This is a genomic window from Microbacterium sp. NPDC090007, assembly GCF_044748345.1.
In the GTDB taxonomy this organism is placed as follows: Bacteria; Actinomycetota; Actinomycetes; order Actinomycetales; family Microbacteriaceae; genus Microbacterium.
In genome coordinates this window covers 1,367,437-1,387,938 of sequence record NZ_JBIVFV010000001.1, presented here as the reverse complement: position 1 = coordinate 1,387,938, position 20,502 = coordinate 1,367,437, and the positions used below count along the sequence as shown (strand labels likewise).

General features: G+C 71.0%; 19 protein-coding genes. 7 read left to right on the top strand and 12 right to left on the bottom strand.

Going from position 1 to position 20,502, the window contains the following annotated elements:
- Positions 1-6 precede the first annotated feature (6 nt).
- The 3 genes from ACIPVB_RS06420 to ACIPVB_RS06410 are packed head-to-tail and all read right to left on the bottom strand — an operon-like array spanning position 7 to position 2,253.
- Positions 7-1,311 carry a GNAT family N-acetyltransferase gene (locus tag ACIPVB_RS06420; RefSeq protein ID WP_400367683.1) on the bottom strand — a complete coding sequence of 435 codons (1,305 nt, stop codon included), beginning with the start codon at positions 1,309-1,311 and terminating at the stop codon, positions 7-9.
- 28 nt (positions 1,312-1,339) lie between these two features.
- Positions 1,340-1,582 carry a zf-HC2 domain-containing protein gene (locus tag ACIPVB_RS06415; protein ID WP_136586975.1) on the bottom strand — a complete coding sequence of 81 codons (243 nt, stop codon included), beginning with the start codon at positions 1,580-1,582 and terminating at the stop codon, positions 1,340-1,342.
- On the bottom strand, positions 1,579-2,253 hold the full coding sequence (locus tag ACIPVB_RS06410; RefSeq protein WP_400367682.1) for a sigma-70 family RNA polymerase sigma factor: 675 nt from the start codon (positions 2,251-2,253) through the stop codon (positions 1,579-1,581). Before ACIPVB_RS06410 ends, ACIPVB_RS06415 begins: the two co-directional genes overlap by 4 nt.
- Before the next feature lie 31 nt (positions 2,254-2,284).
- Between ACIPVB_RS06410 and aroA the strand changes: the two genes are divergently transcribed.
- From aroA to bcp, 3 genes are read left to right on the top strand one after another with little or no spacing between them, the layout of a single operon-like run.
- Complete coding sequence (gene aroA, locus ACIPVB_RS06405; protein WP_400367681.1) at positions 2,285-3,625, top strand: 3-phosphoshikimate 1-carboxyvinyltransferase; 1,341 nt, start codon at positions 2,285-2,287, stop codon at positions 3,623-3,625.
- Positions 3,626-3,628: 3 nt separating this feature from the next.
- Positions 3,629-4,693, top strand: a complete 1,065-nt coding sequence (rsgA, locus tag ACIPVB_RS06400) for a ribosome small subunit-dependent GTPase A (RefSeq protein WP_400367680.1) — start codon at positions 3,629-3,631, stop codon at positions 4,691-4,693.
- Entirely contained in the window at positions 4,690-5,163 is a 474-nt protein-coding gene (gene bcp, locus ACIPVB_RS06395; RefSeq protein ID WP_400367679.1) for a thioredoxin-dependent thiol peroxidase, read from the top strand. The genes rsgA and bcp overlap by 4 nt, the downstream gene beginning before the upstream one ends.
- A gap of 60 nt (positions 5,164-5,223) precedes the next feature.
- Here bcp and ACIPVB_RS06390 read toward each other — a convergent pair whose 3' ends face one another.
- Positions 5,224-5,607, bottom strand: coding sequence for a histidine kinase (locus ACIPVB_RS06390; RefSeq protein ID WP_400367678.1), 384 nt, complete (start codon positions 5,605-5,607; stop codon positions 5,224-5,226).
- A 211-nt stretch (positions 5,608-5,818) separates the two neighbouring features.
- On the opposite strand from ACIPVB_RS06390, the gene ACIPVB_RS06385 reads away from it, so the two are divergent.
- A complete protein-coding gene (locus ACIPVB_RS06385; RefSeq protein WP_013583608.1) occupies positions 5,819-6,067 on the top strand; it encodes a WhiB family transcriptional regulator in 249 nt (82 codons plus the stop codon).
- Between the two features lie 201 nt (positions 6,068-6,268).
- Here the strand turns inward: ACIPVB_RS06385 and ACIPVB_RS06380 are convergent, their stop codons facing one another.
- Entirely contained in the window at positions 6,269-7,765 is a 1,497-nt protein-coding gene (locus tag ACIPVB_RS06380; protein ID WP_400367677.1) for a sensor histidine kinase, read from the bottom strand.
- Positions 7,766-8,126: 361 nt separating this feature from the next.
- Between ACIPVB_RS06380 and ACIPVB_RS06375 the strand changes: the two genes are divergently transcribed.
- Both ACIPVB_RS06375 and ACIPVB_RS06370 read left to right on the top strand, forming a co-directional pair.
- On the top strand, positions 8,127-8,576 hold the full coding sequence (locus tag ACIPVB_RS06375; protein WP_400367676.1) for an Rv3235 family protein: 450 nt from the start codon (positions 8,127-8,129) through the stop codon (positions 8,574-8,576).
- 144 nt (positions 8,577-8,720) lie between these two features.
- Positions 8,721-8,909: a hypothetical protein gene (locus ACIPVB_RS06370; protein ID WP_400367675.1), complete on the top strand. Its 189-nt coding sequence runs from the start codon at positions 8,721-8,723 to the stop codon at positions 8,907-8,909.
- A 16-nt stretch (positions 8,910-8,925) separates the two neighbouring features.
- Here the strand turns inward: ACIPVB_RS06370 and ACIPVB_RS06365 are convergent, their stop codons facing one another.
- Positions 8,926-10,152 carry a pyridoxal phosphate-dependent aminotransferase gene (locus tag ACIPVB_RS06365; RefSeq protein ID WP_400367674.1) on the bottom strand — a complete coding sequence of 409 codons (1,227 nt, stop codon included), beginning with the start codon at positions 10,150-10,152 and terminating at the stop codon, positions 8,926-8,928.
- A gap of 358 nt (positions 10,153-10,510) precedes the next feature.
- Entirely contained in the window at positions 10,511-13,297 is a 2,787-nt protein-coding gene (gene secA / locus ACIPVB_RS06360; protein ID WP_400367673.1) for a preprotein translocase subunit SecA, read from the bottom strand.
- Positions 13,298-13,480: 183 nt separating this feature from the next.
- Between secA and ACIPVB_RS06355 the strand changes: the two genes are divergently transcribed.
- Positions 13,481-14,800, top strand: coding sequence for a hypothetical protein (locus tag ACIPVB_RS06355; protein ID WP_400367672.1), 1,320 nt, complete (start codon positions 13,481-13,483; stop codon positions 14,798-14,800).
- A 60-nt stretch (positions 14,801-14,860) separates the two neighbouring features.
- Here the strand turns inward: ACIPVB_RS06355 and hpf are convergent, their stop codons facing one another.
- The 5 genes from hpf to mtrA form a co-directional block, all read right to left on the bottom strand.
- Entirely contained in the window at positions 14,861-15,523 is a 663-nt protein-coding gene (hpf, locus tag ACIPVB_RS06350) for a ribosome hibernation-promoting factor, HPF/YfiA family (RefSeq protein ID WP_400367671.1), read from the bottom strand.
- A gap of 104 nt (positions 15,524-15,627) precedes the next feature.
- On the bottom strand, positions 15,628-16,302 hold the full coding sequence (locus ACIPVB_RS06345; protein ID WP_400367670.1) for a ComF family protein: 675 nt from the start codon (positions 16,300-16,302) through the stop codon (positions 15,628-15,630).
- Between the two features lie 91 nt (positions 16,303-16,393).
- Complete coding sequence (locus tag ACIPVB_RS06340; protein ID WP_400367669.1) at positions 16,394-18,052, bottom strand: LpqB family beta-propeller domain-containing protein; 1,659 nt, start codon at positions 18,050-18,052, stop codon at positions 16,394-16,396.
- On the bottom strand, positions 18,049-19,731 hold the full coding sequence (gene mtrB / locus ACIPVB_RS06335) for an MtrAB system histidine kinase MtrB (protein WP_400367668.1): 1,683 nt from the start codon (positions 19,729-19,731) through the stop codon (positions 18,049-18,051). The genes ACIPVB_RS06340 and mtrB overlap by 4 nt, the downstream gene beginning before the upstream one ends.
- Positions 19,732-19,738: 7 nt before the next feature.
- Positions 19,739-20,419, bottom strand: a complete 681-nt coding sequence (mtrA, locus tag ACIPVB_RS06330) for an MtrAB system response regulator MtrA (RefSeq protein ID WP_400367667.1) — start codon at positions 20,417-20,419, stop codon at positions 19,739-19,741.
- Positions 20,420-20,502: the final 83 nt, after the last annotated feature.

The window sequence follows — 20,502 nt, the reverse complement described above, 5'->3', positions numbered from 1 at the left end:
GTGGTATCAGTACCAGATGTCGAGCAGGGGAGTCATAGCCGGCGCGAAGGAGCGGTCGATCGCGGCGACGACATCGGCGGGCCCGTCCAGCATCCCCGCCTCGGCGAGCTCGCTCGCCCGCACGCCTCCGAGCAGGAGCGAACCGAGGGCGTTCACCGCGCACGAGACGACCGCGGCCGACGAGTCGTCCGCGCGCTCGACCCGTGCCTCGCCGTCATCGTCCACGCGCATGTGCCAGTCACCCTCGGCGAATCCGAGGGGGTCGCTCACCCGCAGCATCACGTCGAGGGGCGCGCTGTACCGGCGCGCCGAGAACGCCCCCTCGACGTCGAGGATGCGCAGCCACTGATGGTCCGTCAGGGTCGCCGTCACGGCGCGTCGGTCCGCGACCATCCACTGCACCGGCGGGACCGGCGGCTGCAGCCACGCCTTGACCTGGGCGACGAGGTCGTGCTCGATCGCGAAACGCCAGAGGGCCGCCGCCGCCTCGCCGCCGTCGGCGAAGAGCGCGCGCACGTTCAGCTCGTGCGCGGTGAAGGACTCCGCCTCGGTGAGGGTGTAGACCAGAATGCCGCGCTCCGCGCCCGCGGTGTCGCGATAGACGACGGCGCGCACCTTCTCGGCCTCTTTGTCGCCCGGAGCGGCCCCGGCCAGTCCCCGCCACCGGCCGTCCCACCCGGGCACGGACCCGGGGCGCTGGACCCGGATGCGCTCGTGCACCGCCGCGATGCGCTCGGCGAGATCCGCGCGCGGGACGAAGTCGAGCCGGCCGGGCGCGGTCGGCCCCGCCCACCCGGCCCGACGCGTGTCGATGACGACGTCCGACGCCCAGGTCGCTGGCGAGAAGCCCCACCGGCCGTAGATCGTCGCCTCGGTGACGGTCAGGCCGGCCACCGCGTAGCCCGCCGCGGCGGCCGTGCGCAGTTCTCCGCCCAGCATGGCCCGCGCGATCCCACGACGGCGATGCGTGGGCGCGACGGTGACGGCGCTGATCGACCACAGGTCGAGCCGGCGACCGGGCGAGGTGGTCATCGGCGCCACCCACGAGTCGATCGTGCCGACCGGGACGTCGGGTTCGAGGGCAGAGCGGTCGAACACGCCCGTCAGGCGGCGGTCGCGCAGCGACAGGCGGGCGTTCTCCGCCTCGTCATCGGTGGACTCCCCGCCCAAGAACCCCCGCGCCACGGCCCGCTGGAAGGGCCGGAAGCCGGGTCCGTCGGCATCCACCCGTGCGTACTCGAGCCCGGTGGCGGCGAGATCCGCCGTGGAGATGTCGTCGAGGGGCAGCGTCAGCGCGTCGAGGGATGCCATGACTCCACCCTACGGATGGCGGCGGACGTCAGTGGGTGGATTGGATCGCGCGCAACCGCGACAGCACCTGGTCGCGCAGCTCTTCGGGCGCGGTCTCTTTGCAGGCCCGGGCGACCACCTCGGTCAGGGTCCGCGCCACGTGCGCCTCGTCCTGGCATCCGGGGCAGTTCTCCAGATGCTCGCGGATGTCCTTCGCCTCGGTCTTGCAGACCTCGTTGCGCAGGTACTCCTCGAGGTCGCGTCGTGCCTTGTCGCAGCCGCAGTCGCTCATTTCTTCTCTCCCGTCGCGGCGTGGATGCCGCGCTCCTTCGCGTAGTCGGACAGCAGGTCACGCAGAAGGCGTCGTCCGCGGTGCAGACGGCTCATGACCGTGCCGATGGGGGTCTTCATGATGTCGGCGATCTCCTGGTAGGCGAAGCCCTCGACGTCGGCGAGGTACACCGCCATCCGGAAATCCTCGGGGATCGACTGCAGAGCGTCCTTGACGACGGATGCCGGCATGTGGTCGATCGCTTCGGCCTCGGCCGAGCGGGCGCTCGACGCGGTCGTGGACTCGGCGCCGCCGAGCTGCCAGTCCTCGAGGTCGTCGATCGCGCTCTGGTACGGCTCGCGCTGCTTCTTGCGGTACGTGTTGATGTACGTGTTCGTCAGGATGCGGTAGAGCCAGGCCTTCAGGTTCGTCCCCTGCGTGAAGGTGGCCCAGGAGCCGAAGGCCTTCACGAAGGTCTCCTGCACGAGGTCGGCCGCGTCGGCGGGGTTGCGCGTCATGCGCATGGCCGCCGCGTAGAGCTGATCCATGAAGGGCAGGGCCTGCTCTTCGAACTGTGCGCGGGGCTCCGTCGCATCTGCGGTGTCGTTCATCGGGCGCAAGTCTACGTCGCGCCCCGCCACGGCCACCGGGGTGGCTTCGGCGGTGCGGTCGCGCTCCAGAAGTGCGGTCACGTGTCGTCCCCTTTCAGTAGGCTAGGAACCGATGACTCCGCTCGGGTATTCCCCTTCCGCCGCCACCCCCCGCGGCGCGTGGGACGCGCCCGTCGCCGCCGGAGCGGTGGATGCCACCCTGACGGTGCCGGGTTCGAAGTCCCTGACCAATCGCGAGTTGGTGCTCGCCGCGATCGCCGATGGTCCCGGCATCCTTCATGCGCCCCTGCACTCCGACGACTCGGCGCGCATGATCGATGCGCTGCGCGCGCTGGGCGTGGGCATCGACGAGGTCGACACCGACTCCCCCTTCGGTCCCGACCTCAAGGTCACCCCGCCGGCCACGTTCACCGGTTCCACCACGGTCGACTGCGGGCAGGCCGGCACGGTCATGCGGTTCATGGCCCCCCTGGCCGGGCTCGCGCGGGGCGACGTGCACGTCACCGCCCACGAGAGCGCCCTGCACCGCCCCATGGGCGCGATGATCCGTGCGCTGCGCGACGTCGGCGTCGACATCGACGACGGCGGCCACTGGGCCCTGCCGTTCTCGGTGCGCGGACACGGGCACGTCCGCGGGGGCGAGGTCGAGATCGACGCCAGCCAGTCGAGCCAGTTCGTGTCGGGACTGCTGCTCGCCGCGGCCCGGTTCGACGTCGGCCTGCACCTGCGTCACGTCGGTTCGCGCCTGCCGAGCATCCCGCACATCGACATGACCGTCGAGTCCCTCTCGCATCGTGCGATCCACGTCGAACGCCCCGCCGCGGGCGAGTGGATCGTGCCCGCCGGACCGGTGCGCGCGAAAGACATCGCGATCGAGCCGGACCTCTCCAACGCCGCCCCCTTCCTGGCCGCGGCCATGGTCGCCGGCGGATCCGTCACGGTCGCGGGGTGGCCGCTGCACAGCACGCAGCCCGGCGCCCTGCTCGTCGACATCCTCGCCGAGATGGGCGCACGGGTGAGCCGTCGCGGCGGTGCGCTGACCGTCTCCGCCGGCGACGGCGGCATCCTCGGTGTCGACCTCGACCTGTCGGCCGCGGGCGAGCTCGCCCCGACGCTGTTCGGACTCGCCGCCTTCGCCGACGGCCCCACGACCCTGCACGGCATCGGCCACATCCGCGGCCACGAGACCGACCGCATCGCCGCCCTCGTCGGAAACCTCCGCTCGATCGGCGGCGAGGCGCACGAGCTCTCCGACGGCATCCGGATCGTCCCCCGCCCCCTGCACGGCGGCGAGTGGAAGGCGCACCACGACCACCGCCTGGCCACCACCGGCGCGTTGATCGGCCTGCGCGTGCCCGGCGTGCAGATCGACGACATCGGCACGACCGCCAAGACGCTCCCCCAGTTCGCCGCCCTGTGGCGGTCGATGCTGGACATGGATGCCGCGGACTGACGCGTGAGCTGGCTCGACGACTCCGACGACGACGACGACGACCTCGCCTACGACGAGTCCTCGTTCCGCGTCCGGCCCAACCCCAAGGCCAACCGTCCGCGCACCAAGCGACGCCCCGCGCACGCCGATGCCCAGATCGCGCGCGTGCTGGGCGTCGACCGTGGCCGCTACACCGTGCTCGTCGACGAGGACGGGCCGGACGAGCGCCGGGTGCTGGCCACCCGCGCGCGCGAGCTGCGCAAGCAGCCGATCGTCAACGGCGATCGGGCGCGCGTGGTCGGCGACCTCTCGGGTGACGAGGGCAGTCTCGGGCGCATCGTCGGCATCGAGGAGCGCACCTCGCTCCTGCGCCGCAGCGCCGACGACACCGACCAGGTCGAGCGGGTGATCGTCGCCAATGCCGACCAGATGCTCGTGGTCGTCGCCGCGGCCGACCCCGAGCCGCGCGAGCGCCTGGTCGACAGGTACCTGGTCGCGGCGCTGGATGCCGGCATCCGTCCCCTGCTCGTGGTGACCAAGACCGACCTGGCCGATCCGACCGAGTTCCTCGCGCACTTCGACGGGATCGACCTGCGCGTCTTCACCAGCGCCCAGGGTGAGATGCCGCTCGCGGCCATCGGCGAGGCCCTCGCGGGACACGCCACCGTCTTCGTCGGTCACTCGGGTGTGGGAAAGTCCACGTTGGTCAACGCCCTGACCGGGTCCGAGCGGGCGACCGGGCACGTCAACACCGTCACCGGCCGCGGTCGGCACACCTCGTCGTCCGCCGTGTCGCTCCGCTACCGCGGACCCGCCGGATCGGGATGGGTCATCGACACCCCGGGTGTGCGGTCGTTCGGCCTCGGGCACGTCGATCCTGCGCACGTGCTGGGCGCGTTCACCGACCTCGCCGCCGTGGCCGAGGAGTGCCCGCGCGGCTGCACGCACCTGCCGGACGCCCCCGACTGCGCGATCGTCGAGGCGGTGGAGTCGGGACGACTCGGTCCGGGCGCGGCGGCGCGCCTGGACTCGCTGCAACGCATGCTCACGACGTTCCAGGGCATCGAGCGTTCTAGGCTGGAAGGGTGACGAACCTTCAGCCCGGCACCGCCGCACCCGACTTCACCCTGATGGACCAGGACGAGCACCCCGTCTCGCTGAGCGACTTCCGGGGCCGACGCGTGATCCTGTACTTCTACCCCGCGGCGCAGACGCCCGGGTGCACGACGCAGGCGTGCGACTTCCGCGACAGCCTCGCCTCGCTGCAGGGTGCCGGCTACACGGTGCTCGGCATCTCGCGCGACACCCCCGAGAAGCTCCGCGCCTTCCGCGACAGCGACGGCCTGACCTTCCCCCTGCTGAGCGACCCCGATCACGCGGTGCACGAGACCTACGGCGCCTGGGGCGAGAAGCAGAACTACGGCAAGACCATCACGGGCGTGCTGCGCTCGACCTTCGTGGTCGACGAAGAGGGCCGGATCGTCGAAGCCCTCTACAACGTCAAGGCCACCGGCCACGTCGCCCGTCTGCGCAAGACCCTCGGCCTCGCGGCCGCCTGACCGTCTCGCGACGAAGACCCCGCCCCGCTCGCGCGGTCGGCGGGGTTTTCTCGTTCCGCGTCAGTCCTGGCCGTCGCCCCGACGCGGAGCGGCGGCGCGCACGGCGAGCACGAGCAGCACCAGCCCGACGACCGCGGGCAGGGCGATGACGACGGCGATACCGGGCGAAGCCCACTCCCCCGTCACGGCCCCGATCGCCACCGACAGGATGAGCAGCTGGGTGACGATGCCCCCCGATCGTCCCGCGGACACGTCGCGTGCGGTCGCGACGGCGAAGGCGCCGACGATGGCCGCACCGATCACGGTGAGCACGATGAGGGCTACGGCGCTGACGACCGAGTCGGTGTCGCCGCCGATGAGGGCCACGGTCTGCCATCCCGCGAGGGCCAGGATGCCGAGCGCCTCGAGGCCCAGGAATGCCGCGGCCGCCAGACGAATGGACATCGGAAGGCCTCCCCGACGGGCGCGGCTGCGCCGTTACGATCCGGAAACCTGCCGGTTACCTCTTGATCAGGCGGAAACGCTATGGGAGCATGGAACAAGCCGTGTGCTCCCACAGCGAAGTGGGGCGAGCAATCGCTCGCGTTCCCACCAGGGTACCGGACCCGAATCCCGGTGCCGAATCGTCGAAAATTCTGTTACAAGGAGCACCCCTATGGATTGGCGCGACAAAGCAGCCTGCCTGACCGTCGACCCCGAACTGTTCTTCCCCGTGGGCAACACCGGCCCCGCGGTCGACCAGATCGAGAAGGCCAAGTCGGTCTGCGCTCGCTGCACCGTCACCGAAGTCTGCCTGCAGTACGCCCTCGAGTCCGGCCAGGACTCGGGCGTCTGGGGTGGCCTGAGCGAGGACGAGCGTCGAGCGCTCAAGCGCCGCGCCGCCCGCGCGCGCCGCGCCTCCTGACCTCGGTATCCGCGAAGACGCCCGCCCTTCGGGGCGGGCGTCATCGCGTTGCGGGGGTCTCGGGCGCGGGTGCGTCGCACGAGTCGCGCCTGACGCCCCCCGGAGCCCGCGGCCGGCGCCGTCGCGCGCCGCAGGAACGCGATGCGGGCGTCGGGTCGCGGCATCCGGGACGATGCCACGGATGCCACCGTGCTCAGCGCCTCAGGACGCGGGATTGCCGATGTAGCGCAGCGGGATCTCGATCGTGACCTCGGTGCCGCTTCCCATCAGCGTGTGCCAGTCGATCGTGCCCCCGAGCTCGCCCTGGATGAGGGTGCGCACGATCTGCGTGCCCAGGCCGCGCCCGACCTGCCCCTCGGGGAGTCCCACCCCGGTATCGCGGACGCTGACCTCGAGCATCTCGCCGGAGCGCTCGGCGGCGATCTCGACGTCGCCCTCCTGACCGGCGAGCCCGTGCTCCACGGCGTTGGTGACGAGCTCGGTGAGCGCGAGGGCGAGGGGGGTCGCGAACTGGCTCGGGAGCGTTCCGAACTGCCCGGTCGTGCGGGTGCGCGCACGGGTGTTGGGGGCGGCGGCGACCTCGGCGACGAGCTTGAGCACGCGGGCGAAGACGTCGTCGAAGTCGACGTTCTGCGCCAGTCCCTCGGACAGGGTGTCGTGCACGACGGCGATGGCCGAGACGCGGCGCATCGCCTGGGTGAGGGCATCGCGCGCCTCGTCCGAGTGGGTACGACGTGCCTGGATGCGCAGGAGCGACGCGACCGTCTGCAGGTTGTTCTTGACGCGATGATGGATCTCGCGGATCGTGGCGTCCTTGGTGATGAGCTCCTGCTCCTGGTGGCGGATCTCGGTCACGTCGCGGCTGAGCACGATCGCCCCGATGCGGGTGCCGCGATCGCGCAGCGGGATGGTCCGCAGCGAGACCTGCACCCCGCGCGCCTCCATGTCGGCGCGCCAGGGCGCTCGCCCGCTGGTGACGACCGGCAGGGACTCGTCGACGTCCTGCCGCTTGGCGGGCAGGATGCGGGCGGTCACCTCGGCGAGGGACTCCCCCTCGAGCTCGTCGTCGAAGCCCATGCGGTTGAAGGCCGAGAGGGCGTTCGGGCTGGCGAAGGTGGTGATGCCGTCGACGTCGAGGCGGATGAGACCGTCGGATGCGCGCGGGGCGCCGCGGCGCGGAGCAGTCGGCGCCGAGAGGTCGGGGAACTCGGCCGACGAGATCATGCCGAACAGGTCGTCGGCGCAGTCGTTGAAGGTGATCTGCTGGCGCGACGGCGTGCGCGTCTCGCCCAGGTTGGTGTGGCGGGTCAGCACGCCGACCGTCGTGACGGCGTGCCCCTCGCGCGACAGCTCGCGCACGATCGGCACCGCGCGCACGCGCGTGGGCGTCTCTTCGAACCAGTCGGGGGATGCCGAGTCCACGATCCGGCCGCTCTGGAAGGCCTCGCGCACCTGCGTGCGCCACTGCGGGCGCACCCGGTCGCCGACGATGTCGCGGTAGAACAGCGTGGCCGCTCCCCCGGGGCGCGTGTGCGCGACGGCCACGAAGGAGTCGTCCTGCGTGGGCACCCAGATGACGATGTCGGCAAAGGCGAGGTCGGCCAGCAGCTGACCGTCGCCGGCGAGGCGGTGGAGCCACTCGACATCGGCCTCGCTGGAGCGGCCCTGGGCGTAGACGAGTTCGCTGAGTGTCGACACGCCTCCAGCCTAGGGGGCCGCGTTGCCTCGCAACCTTGTGATCGCGGGTCGTGCGCCGTCCGCGGGTGAACAGGGCCCTGAGTCCGCTCGCGCATGCGCACGGCGACAGGCGAACCGTGGGGTGATCGACGACCGGACGCCGATGCTGTGCCTTCGACTCCGGGCGAAGCCACCGGTCCCCCCGAACGGGGGACACGGTGACTCGCATGCTGATCGTGGCTGAACGGACAGCCGGTTTCAGGTGACATATCGCCCGTTTCACGCGCGCCCCACGGCGGACATATAAACATGTGTGCTCCCTTCGCCCTACTGTCGGCGTCACCCCCGCTCGCGTGTCCCACCCCACCGACGGAAGGGAACCATGTCCGACTCCACCACCCGCATCCCCCCGACGCGCGAGCGCGTCGCCGCCGCCCGAACCACGCCGGCGAACAGCGACTTCTTCGGCAGACAGAGAACACCCGTCTCCGAGCTGCCACCTCCCGAACCCTTCGCCGTCCAGGTCGTCCACGCGGTGCTCGAGGTTCTCGCCGGCGTCCGCGAGGTCGATCAGCTCGCACGTTGGCTCTCGGGCGACGTCTACTCGGCCGTCACCGCGCGGGCGAGCCTGACCGCCCGCGCGCGCAGCGCCCGCGGCCTGCCGGCGCTGCGCACCACGCACGCCATCCGCAACGTGCGGGCGTCGTCGCCCGCCGACCACGTCGTCGAAGCGACGGTCACGGTCGCCACCCGTGTCCGCACCCGCGCGGTCGCCCTCCGCCTCGAGGGGCTGGACGGCCGCTGGCGCGTGACTTCGCTCGGAGTCCTGTGACGCGCTCCCGGCCCGGTCCCCTCACGACAGAACCGTGAGGCGATCGGGCCGGGCCGCGGGGCGTCGCCCCGCCCGCTCACCCGCACCCTCGAGCCTCGGACCGAGGTGTCGGCCGACGCGCCACCCTCGAAAGGGGGACGCGCGATGAACCCGACGCAGATCGACCCCATCCCCGAGAACGTCGTCGAATCGGTGACGCAGCTGAGCCTGCTCTTGCAGATCCGACCCGACGAGGTCGGAGAGCGGTTCGCGCAGATCACGGTCGGCACCGTGGTCCTGATGCTCTCTCCCGACGCCCTCGATCCCTATCGAGAACTTCCGGACGCCCCCTGACCCCGAGACCCGCCGATCACGGCCGCCAGGCCGCCAAGAAGTTACCGAGACGCTCGATCGCGTCGCTGATGACGCGGGCCTCCGGCAGCGTCACGATGCGCACGTGGTCGGTCGCCGGCCAGTTGAAGCCCGACCCCTGCACCAGCAGCACGTGCTCGGCGACGAGGAAGTCGCGGACGAACTTGGCGTCATCCGGGATCTCGTACACCTCGGGGTCGAAGCGCGGAAAGGCGTACAGAGCCCCGCGCGGTTTGACGCACGAGACCCCCGGGATCGCCTCGAGGCCCTCCCACGCGGCATCCCTCTGCTCGTGCAGACGACCCGTGGGCGCGATGAGCGCGTCGATCGACTGCACCCCCGACAGGGCCGCCTGCACGGCGAACTGCGCGGGCACGTTGGGGCACAGACGGGTGGATGCCAGCAGGTTGATGCCGTGCAGGAATCCTCGCGCGTGCTCTTTGGGGCCGGTGATCGCCAGCCACCCCGAGCGGTACCCGGCGACGCGGTACGTCTTGGACAGGCCGTTGAAGGTCAGGACCAGCAGGTCGGGCGCCACCGTGGCCATGGGGATGTGCACCGCGTCGTCGAAGAGGATGCGGTCGTAGATCTCGTCGGCGAGGACGAGCAGCGAGTGCTCGCGTGCGATCGCGGCGATGCCCTCGAGCACCTCTCGCGAGTACACCGCGCCGGTGGGGTTGTTGGGGTTGATGACGACGATCGCCTTGGTGCGCGGGGTGATCTTCGAGCGGATGTCCTCGAGGTCGGGCTGCCACTCCCGCTGCTCATCGCACACGTAGTGCACGGGAGTGCCGCCGCCGAGGCTCGTCATGGCCGTCCAGAGCGGATAGTCCGGGGCGGGGATGAGCACCTCGTCGCCCTCGTCGAGCAGAGCCTGCATCGTCATCGTGATGAGCTCGGAGACCCCGTTGCCGAGGAACACGTGGTCGGGGTCGAGGTGGGGGAAGCCGGGTTCCTGCTCGTAGCGCGAGACCACGGCACGGCGGGCCGACAGGATGCCGCGGCTGTCGCTGTACCCGTGGGCGTTCGGCACCGACGCGATCATGTCGCGCACGATCTGGTGCGGCGCCTCGAAGCCGAAGATCGCCGGATTGCCGGTGTTCAGCTTGAGGATCGCGTGCCCCTCGGCCTCCAGACGATCGGCCTCGACGAGGGCCTCCCCGCGGATCTCGTACAGGACGTCCTTCAGCTTGGATGACTGGTCGAGGGGGCGCAGCGGGCTCATCGGTTCAGGATATCCCCGGGCCGCAGCGGCCAATCGACACCCGGTGGACCGCTCGTTCCCGCCCGCCGGCACCGCCGTTGCGCGGACGGCACCGCCGACATGCCGTCTCCGGGCGACCTCGGTCCGGCGCGTCGCGTCCGGCGTCCGCGCGACGGCACCGCGCTCCCGTCCGACGTCCGCACGACGGCACCGTGCGTTGCGGCCGATCCTCGACCGACGGCGCCGCGCTCCCGCCCAGTGTCCGCACGACGGCACCGTGCGTTGCGGCCGATCCTCGACCGACGGCGCCGCGGGCCCCGGGCGAAGACGACGGATGCCGTGCCCCGGCGAGGGACACGGCATCCGGCCTCTGCGGGCGTTACTTCTTCTTCGCCGCGCGCCGGTCGGCGCGGTTGGACGCCTCGGGCTGCTCGGCCACACCGGTGCGCTGACCGAACGCCCCACGGGCCGCGGCGGGCTCGGCCGCGGCGGGCTGCGCCTGGCGGACGCGGTTGGTCGCCGCCTGCTGCACCTGTCCTCGATCGTTGCGCACCTCGACCTCGCCCGCGTCGTTCGCGGCGGAGTACTCCAGGCGCTGCGTCTCGACGGGGGTCGGGGCGAGGCCCTTCGCCTCGACCTGCGCCGCGGGCTCTCCCTCGACGCTGCGCACCTCGACCTCGAGGTTGTAGAGGAAGCCGACGGACTCCTCTTTGATCTGGCCCATCATCGACTGGAACATCTGGTACCCCTCGCGCTGGTACTCGATGAGCGGGTCGCGCTGGGCCATGGCGCGCAGGCCGATGCCGTCCTTGAGATAGTCCATCTCGTACAGGTGCTCGCGCCAGCGGCGGTCCAGCACCTGCAGCACGACGCGGCGCTCGAGCTCGCGCAGCGCCTGCTCGCCGAGGCTCTTCTCGCGGTTCTCGTAGGCGATGCGGGCGTCCGAGATGATCTCGCGCTTGAGTCCCTCGGGCGTGATGCGACCCTTGTTGCCGCCGGCCTCGGCGACGACCTCGTCGATCGTCACGCTCACCGGGTACAGCGTCTTCAGCTCGGTCCACAGGGCGTCGAAGTCCCACGACTCGGTGTGACCCGACCCGGTGTGATCGTCGATGACGGCGGTGATCGCGTCCTCGATGAAGTGCTGCACGCGGTCGGCGATGTCGTCGCCCTGGAGCATGTGACGACGGTCGGCGTAGATCGCCTCGCGCTGGCGGTTCAACACGTCGTCGTACTTGAGGACGTTCTTGCGCATCTCGGCGTTGCGGGCCTCGACCTGCGACTGCGCGCTCTTGATCGCACGCGAGACCAGACCGGACTCGATCGCGACGTCGTCGGGGAAGTTCGTGCGAGCCAGGATCGCCTCGGCCGCACCGGACTGGAACAGACGCATCAGGTCGTCGGTGAGCGACAGGTAGAAGCGGCTCTCGCCCGGGTCGCCCTGGCGACCGGATCGACCGCGCAGCTGGTTGTCGATGCGGCGGGACTCGTGACGCTCGGTGCCGAGCACGTACAGACCGCCCGCCTCGGTGACCTTCGCGGCCTCTTCGGCCACCGTGTCGCGCATCGCCTTGTAGACGCCGTCCCACTCCTCTTCGTAGGCGTCGGGCGTCTCGACCGGGTCGAGGTTCTTCGCCTTCATCTCTTGCACGGCGAGGAACTCGGCGTTTCCGCCGAGCATGATGTCGGTTCCGCGACCGGCCATGTTGGTGGCGACGGTCACCGCTCCCAGGCGACCCGCGCGGGCGACGATCTCGGCCTCGCGCGCGTGGTTCTTGGCGTTGAGCACCTCGTGGCGCACGCCCTTCTTCGCCAGCAGGCGCGAGAGGTACTCGCTCTTCTCCACGCTCGTGGTGCCGACGAGGACCGGCTGACCCTTCTCGTGGCGCTCGACGATGTCTTCGACGACCTGCGCGAACTTCGCGGTCTCGTTCTTGTAGACGAGATCGGACTGGTCCTTGCGGATCATCGGCTTGTTCGTGGGGATGGGCACCACGCCGAGCTTGTAGGTCGACATGAACTCGGCGGCCTCGGTCTCGGCGGTACCGGTCATGCCCGAGAGCTTGTCGTACAGGCGGAAGTAGTTCTGCAGCGTGACGGTCGCCAGGGTCTGGTTCTCGGCCTTGACCGGCACGTTCTCTTTCGCCTCGATCGCCTGGTGGATGCCCTCGTTGTACCGGCGGCCGACCAGGATGCGACCGGTGTGCTCGTCGACGATCATCACCTCGTCGTTCATGACGACGTAGTCGGTGTCGCGCTTGAACAGCGCGATCGCCTTGATCGAGTTGTTCAGGAACGAGATGAGCGGGGTGTTGGCCGACTCGTACAGGTTGTCGATGCCGAGGTAGTCCTCGACCTTCTCGATACCGGGCTCGAGGACGCCGATCGTGCGCTTCTTCTCGTCGACCTCGTAGTCGACGCCGGCCTCGAGGGTGCGGGCGAGCTTGGCGAACTCCGCGAACCAGCGATTGGCCTCACCGGATGCCGGACCCGAGATGATCAGCGGGGTGCGCGCCTCGTCGATGAGGATCGAGTCGACCTCGTCGACGATCGCGAAGAAGTGACCGCGCTGCACGAGGTCCTCTTTGCGCCACGCCATGTTGTCGCGCAGGTAGTCGAAGCCGAACTCGTTGTTCGTGCCGTAGCTGATGTCGGCCTCGTACTGCTCGCGGCGCACCTCGGGCGTCTGGCCCGACACCACGGTGCCGCACGTCATCCCCAGGGCGCGGTAGACGCGGCCCATGAGCTCGGACTGGTAGCTCGCGAGGAAGTCATTCACCGTGATGACGTGCACGCCCTTGCCGGCGATCGCGTTGAGGTAGGCCGGCAGGGCCGCGGTCAGGGTCTTGCCCTCACCCGTCTTCATCTCGGCGATGTTGCCGAGGTGAAGGGCCGCACCGCCCATGACCTGCACGTCGTAGGGGCGTTGACCGAGCGTCCGCTTCGCCGCCTCGCGGACGGCGGCGAAGGCCTCGGGCATGAGCTGGTCGAGCGTCTCGCCGGCCTCGTAGCGGGCGCGCAGCTCGATGGTCTCGTTGCGCAGTTCGTCGTCGGTGAGCTGCTCGTAGTCCTCTTCGAGCGCCCCGGTCGCCTTGACCACGCCCTGCAGGCGGCGCAGGACGCGGCCTTCGCCGGCGCGCAGCAGTTTCTCGAGCGGATTTGCCACGAAGAATCTCCATCTGTCGGGTGCGACGCCCGCACGGGCGCCGGCCTGCGAACAGGCATGCACGCTCATGTTATCCGTGTTACCCGTTCGTGACCTGCGAGGCGGCCGCAATCCGAAAGCACGGACGCGCGCCCGCAGCGAACACACGGCGACGCCCGCGAATGCGCCGCCTAGGATCGAGCCATGGCCGGTTTCTGGGGCAAGAGGAAGCGCGAAGAGCAGGACGCGGCGGATGCCGATCTGGCACGCCGGGCGGAGTTGGCGATCGTCGCCGCCGACGAGCGTGTCCGACTCACCTCGGACGAACTCGACTTCGCGCGCGCCGAGCTCGGCGACAAGGCCACCGAGGACCTCGCCGCCGCTCTGGACTCCGTCCGCACCCACCTCGCCGAAGCGTTCCAGCTGCACCAGTTGAACCACGACGAGATCCCCGACACCAAAGACGAGCTGCGCACGCGCAATGCCCGCATCGTCCAGCTCTCGGAATGGGCCGAGGACCTGCTCGAGGAGCGGACGCAGGTGCTGCAGCCCAAGATCGACGCGGTGCGCCGTGCCCCCGAGACCCTCGCCCGGGTCCGCGCCGACCGCGAGCGACTGGCCGAGCGCATCCCCCACGCCCGCGACGTGGTCGACCGACTGTCGCGCCGCTACAGCGACTCCGCGCTCGCTCAGATCGGCGGCAACCCCGACGAGATCGAGCAGTTGCTGGACTTCGCGGTGCACACCGCCTCGGTGTCGGAGCGGCGCCGCGACGCCGGGCAGCGCGAGCAGGCGTCGGTCGCCCTCGAGGCGGCGACCGAGTCCGTACGGCGCGCGGAATCGCTGCTGGATGCCGTCGACACCTTCGAGATCGAAGCGCTGCGCGCCGAATCCACCCTCGCCGCCGTCGTCGACGATTCGCGCAACGATTTGATCGAGGCCCGCCGTGGCGCGCAGACCCCCGCGGTCGTCCAGGCGATGGCGGCTCTGCAGCAGGCGCTGACGGCGCTGCCCGCATCGGGGGCGCGCACCGACCCCTTCGATGCCCTGTCGTCGCTGCGTCAGGCCAACGCCGATCTCGATGTCGCGCGGGAACGCGCCGCGCGACCCGTGCCCTCTCAGGAGCAGGTCGAGCACGCGATCGACGATGCCGACCGTCAACTCGCCGTGGCGCGCGGGCTCATCACCGGACATCGCGGGTGGATCGGCGCCGACGCGCGCACGCGTTTCGTCGAGGCCGAGCGTCTGCGCGCCGGTCTGCCCCTCGGCCCGATAGCCGAGGAGGAGCGCGAGACGGCCCTCGCCACCGCCCGACGCGCCGGGTCGCTGGCATCCGAGGCCCTGCAGATCGCCCAGCGCGACATCGAGCAGTCCCGTCCCAACGACTGGGGCGGTGGCGGCGACGGCTACGGACGCGGCGGCCGGTACGGCCGCGGCGGCGGCATGGGCGGCGGCAACATGGTGGGCGGAATGCTGGGCGGCCTGGTCATCGGCTCGCTGCTCGGTGACATCTTCGACGGCTGAGCCCCGTCGGACACGAGCGACGCCCCCGGCCGCGGCCGGGGGCGTCGTGCGTGCGGTGGGTCAGGAAGCGACCTGGGCCGCGGGCGGCGCCTGCGTCGCGAGCGCGATCACGCCGTAGTCCCAGCCCTTGCGGCGGTACACCACGCTCGGCTGATCGCTGCGGGCATCGATGAACAGGAAGAAGTCGTGTCCGACCAGCTCCATGCGGTCGACGGCGTCTTCGACCGTCATCCACTCGGCTCCGAACTGCTTCTGACGGATGACGACCGGGGAGTAGTCCGCTTCTTCGGCCTCGGCGCTCTGGATGGGCACCTCGCCCGTCGCGACCGCGCGCAGCACCTCGACCGAGGCGGGTTCGACGTCGATCCCGGACAGCTCGCCCGTGTTCTTCTCGAACTTCGCGCCGCGGGGATGATTGCGCAGGTCGACGCGCTTGTCCTTCGCGCGGCGCACCTGCTCGGAGATCTTGTCGACGGCGAGGTCGAGGGCCGCGAACTTGTCGGCGTCCGTGGCTTCGGCGCGCACGACCGGGCCCTTGCCGTCGAGCGTGAGCTCGACCGTGTCGTCCTCCATACGACCGTTGCGATAGGAGCGATGCGTCACCTTGACCTCGAGCGTGTGGGCTCGGGGCGCCAGGTGCTCGATGCGGCTGACCTTCTCTTCGACCACCGAGCGGAAACGATCGGTGATACCGACTCCCACGCCGACGATGTTGGTGTCCATCCGTGACCTCCTTGTTCCGGGTTCCGCCCGGTCTAAGGGCGGAACGTCCGTCGCCTTCAGTCATCCCTACGCTAGTGGCCGGTCACCGCCGTGTCACGTGCGGATCACCTCGGATTCTCCTGCGGTTCTCCACCGTATCCACGGTTCCGCGGCGTGTACGCGAGCGCCACGGCGACGACGTGGTCGGCTCCGGCGGCGCGCAGCGCCCGATCGGCCTCGCCCAGAGTGGCGCCCGTGGTCACCACGTCGTCGACCACCACCACGACCCCGCCCGCGAGGGGGCGCGAGACGAGGGTCCCGTCGACGTTCGCGCGACGCTCCGCCCGGCCGAGCCCCCGCTGGTCGCGCGGCGTCCGGGCCAGGCGGAGCACGCGTTCCGGCCGCAACCCGCTCGCGCGCACGAGCAAGTCGACCGGTCGGTAGCCCCGCCGCCGGAAGGCGGAACGCGTCGAGGGCACCGTCACGATCCGCACCGGCCCGCCGTGGCCGGCCCGGTGGACGGCGACGGCGATCGCTGCGGCGAGAGCGGGGCCCAGGTCTCGCGCCACCGCGGTGCGCCCCTCTTCTTTCAGCGCCCGGATGGTCCGGGCCGCGACACCGTCGAAGGCGAGGGCGGCGGTGACCATCGTTCCCCGGCCGATCGCGTGGCGCCGGACGTCCGCGGCCAGGGCGGCGCGGCATCCCTCGCACAACGACACGTCCGCCGACCCGCACCCCGCGCACGACAGGGGCAACCAGAACGTCAGCGCGTCGGACAGGGAATCAAGGAGCCACCGCATGCGATCACCCTGCCGCCGGCGAGCGGGTCGATCTCGGCGCGGAACGCCCCGCCGGGGAGAACGGGGCCGCCCGCTCCACGGGGGAGGAACCTCAGGAGGTCGTGCCCTGCTGCGCGGCGAGCACGCGGATCCCGGATGCCACGAGCGTCCACGAGCTGCCGCGTCGGCTGTACAGCCGACCCTGGTCGTCGAGGACGCGCACGCTCGTGCTCCCGGCCGCCAGGGTGCGCGCACCGTCGGGGGCCGCCGCCTCGGTCCCGCGCCCGCCCACGTTCAACTCGCGCAGGCGCGTCGACCCCTCGACGGTGGCCAGCACGCCCACCGTGGTGTCGTCGAGCCACGCGAGGTCGAAGGCGCCCTGCTGCGAGAACGACAGGACGTGGGGCGCACCGAGCTCCACCGTGCCGCTGTCGCGCACGATGCCGGCCAACCACACCTCGCGCGTGCCCGAGACGGTGACGATCGCCGCCACACGCGTGCCGTCGCGCGAGACCTGCATCGCGGTGATCTCGGACGCGTCGGGCCAGGCGTTGCCGACGTCGCGGGGCACGCCCTCGGGGGTGATCGCGCGCACCTGCGTGGGCGAGGCCGCCGGCACGCTCCAGACCTCGCCTTCGCCGTCGATCGAGGGGGTGATGAGGCCGGGGCGATCGTCCAGCAGGAACGTGCGCCCGTCGGCGAGCGCGCTGGCGACGGTGCCGTCTTGCGACCGCACCGCCGCGAGGCTGCGGTCGGCCTCGAGCTCCACCGACGCGGGCACGAGGGACTCCACGGCGTCCGACAGCCCCGTGATCGGTTCGACGGCGTCGCCCGAGAGCGAACCGAAGACGCCCAGCGCGGTGAGCACCGCCGGCGCGGGGTCGACCCGGGTCACGCGCACGGGCACCTCGGACGCGGTGACGGGCGTTCCGTCCACGGTCATCTGCACGTCGCTGATCCCCGCGGTGACGAGGCTGCGCACGAGCTGGGTCTGCATGCGGTCCAGCGTCGTGCGGTCCAGGCTCAGCGCCGCCTGCGGAAGCTGCACCTGCGCGACCCCGCCCTGCGAGAGCGTGACCGAGCGTCCCACGAGCGAGAGCTCGTCGGGGAAGGCCGACCGCACCGCACCCGACAGCCAGGCGCTCGGCTGACCGTCGACGAGGGCGGTCGCCACGCGGCTGGCCACCAGCGGCCGCGGGAACCACCGCACGTCCGGGACGATGAAACTCCACGTCGGATCGAAGTACGCGATGGATGCCGACTGGTAGACGGTCGGGAACACCTCCTCGTACAGCACCACGCCGTCCGGCGCGGAGGTGATGCGCCACTGCTCGTCGACCCGGGCGAGGGTGAAATCCAGCGTCTCGCTCACCCCGGAGGCGGACGGGGCGTAGGCGCCGGCGGCATCCACGCCGGCCACCGTGGTCAACGCCACCGTGACGCCCGTCCCCTCGGAGGTCGCCGCCGCCCGGCGGTCCGAGAGGCGGTCGATCGTGACGCGGGCGCGGGGATCCCACGACGTGCCCGGCGCGAGGAACATCTTGGCCGTGGCCCAGTCGTCGGCGGGGCCGGAACCCGCGCGCAGGAACCCTTCGACGATGTCGGTCGGCGACGCGTCGTCCTGCGGGCCGTCGGGAACGAAGGCGAAGGCCTGGGTGTCGTCGGTCTGCGGCCCCCGCCCGGGATTGACGTATCCCGAGGTGGGCAGGCCCGTGCACGCGGTGAGCACGAGCACGAGCGCCAGGCTGACGAGGGCGAGCGCGCGTCTCATGACGTCCTCCGGATGCCGGGTCGGGTGGCGATCGGCTGGGTGAGGCCGAACGCCTCCAGGGCGCCGCCCTGCTCGTCGTCGGGCACGAGGGGCAACGGCGAACTGCTCACCGGCCGCCCGTCGCGCGGAAGGGTCAGGACGAAGTTGGACCCTCGCCCGGGCTCGGACCACACGGCCAGAGTGCCGCCGTGCAGGCGCGCGTCGCCGAGGGCGATGGACAGACCGAGACCGGTGCCGCCGATCGTGCGCACGCGCGAGGGGTCGGCGCGCCAGAAGCGGTCGAACACGCGCTCGACGTCGTCGGGCCGCATGCCGAGTCCGAAATCGCGGACGCCGAGGGCCACGGCATCCCGGTCGCTGTCGACCGACACCACGATGGGCCGCCCTTCTCCGTGCTCGATCGCATTGCCGAGCAGGTTGCGCACGATGCGGCGCACGCGGCGGGCGTCCATTTCGACCGGGGTGTACCCGCCCGGTGCGACCAGCCGGACGTCGGAGCCGTGGCCCTCGGCCAGCTGCTCCATCGACAGGATGACGTCTTCGGCCAGGTGCGCGAGGCTGGTGGCCTCGAGCTCCAGCTGCACGGAGCCGGCGTCGTAGCGGCTGATCTCGAGCAGATCGGTCAGCAGCACCTCGAAGCGCTGCACCTGCGCGTGCAGCAGCTCGGCCGCGCGGCCCGTGGCGGGATCGAACTCCTCGCGCTGATCGTTGATCATGTCGGCGGCCAGACGGATCGTCGTCAGGGGCGTCCGCAGCTCGTGCGAGACGTCGGACACGAAGCGCTGCTGCACGAGGGAGAGGTCGGCGAGCTCCTTGATCTGCGACTCGATGCTGTCGGCCATCGCGTTGAACGAGCGGTTCAGGGTGGCCAGCTCGTCCTCGCCGCGCACGGGCAGGCGCACGCCCAGATCGCCCGCCGCGAGCTTGGCGCTGGTCTCGGCGGCATCCGCGATGGGGGTCGTCACCGAACGCAGCACGAACCAGGCGATCGCCCCGATGAGCACGACCAGCACCAGCCCGACCACCCACAGCAGCACCTGCACGAACGCGAGCGTCTGCGACGCGCTGGTCAGGTCGTACCCCATGTACAGCTCGTAGTAGTCGACCCCGTCCTCGGCGGGGAAGCGCAGCTGATGCCCCACGAGGATGCCGGGCACGTCCCGCCCGCTGTCGGCCGGCAGGGCGACCGACTGCCACCACTGCAGGTCGGCGCTGGACTGCACCTGCGTCCGCAGGGCCTCGGTCACCAGGCGCGACTGGAACGCGGGCGAGATGAAGGGCTGCGGTGCGAGAGGAGAGGGCGGACCGATGCGGTACAGCGCGATCAGATCGCTCGAGGACTGCTGCGACAGACGTGTCGCGATGCCGTTCATGAGCGTCTGCGCGGCCGCGGGATCGGTGGAGTCGACCGCCGCGTCCAGGGTGGCCTGCGCCGCGGCCGTGGCGCGCTGCGCCTCGAGGAGCACCTGGTCCTTGCGGGCGGTGAACAGTTCGTTCTGGATGACGAGGGCCATCGCCACGCACGTCACGAGGATCGTCACGGCCGTCAGCGTGACCGTGATGACGATGGTGCGGAAGCGCAGCGAACGCCGCCACAGCGTCGCGAGGCGATCGCGGACGGCGCGCCAGTCCCGGATGCCGCGCCGGGGCGGAGGGAGGGTCCGCACCACGCCCGTCATGGGGTGCTCAGGCCACCGCGCCGGCGCGATAGCCCACGCCGCGCACGGTGGTGACGATCCGCGGGTTGTCGGGGTCGGCCTCGATCTTGGCGCGCAGGCGCTGCACGTGCACGTTGACCAGACGCGTGTCGGCCTTGTAGTGGTAACCCCAGACCTGCTCTAGCAGCATCTCGCGCGAGAACACCTGCTGCGGCTTCTCGGCGAGCGCCACGAGCAGTTCGAACTCCAGCGGGGTCAGGGCGATCGGCGCCTCCCCGCGACGCACCTCGTGCGCGGCGACGTCCACGACGAGGTCGCCGATGCGCAGGGTCTCATCGGCCGGAGCCTGGGCGGGACGCAGGCGGGTGCGGATACGGGCGACCAGCTCTTTGGGGTTGAAGGGCTTGACGATGTAGTCGTCCGCTCCGGACTCGAGCCCCTTGACCACGTCGGCGGTGTCGGTGCGCGCGGTCAGCATGATGATCGGGATGCCGGACTCCGCCCGCACGCGCGTGCAGATCTCGATGCCGTCCACGCCGGGGAGCATGAGGTCGAGCAGGATCAGGTCGGGGCGCTCGGCGCGCCACGCCTCGACCGCCTGCGCTCCGTCCGCGCAGAACACGGTGTCGAATCCCTCGGTGCGCAGCACGATGCCGATCATCTCGGCCAGAGCGGTGTCGTCGTCGACAACCAGGATCCGTGAAGTCATTCGGGTGTACGTCTTCCGTCTCGAACCCGCTCGGGAAAACGGGCCACGCCCCGGGCGGGGGCGCGTCCCAACGAGAGTAGTCG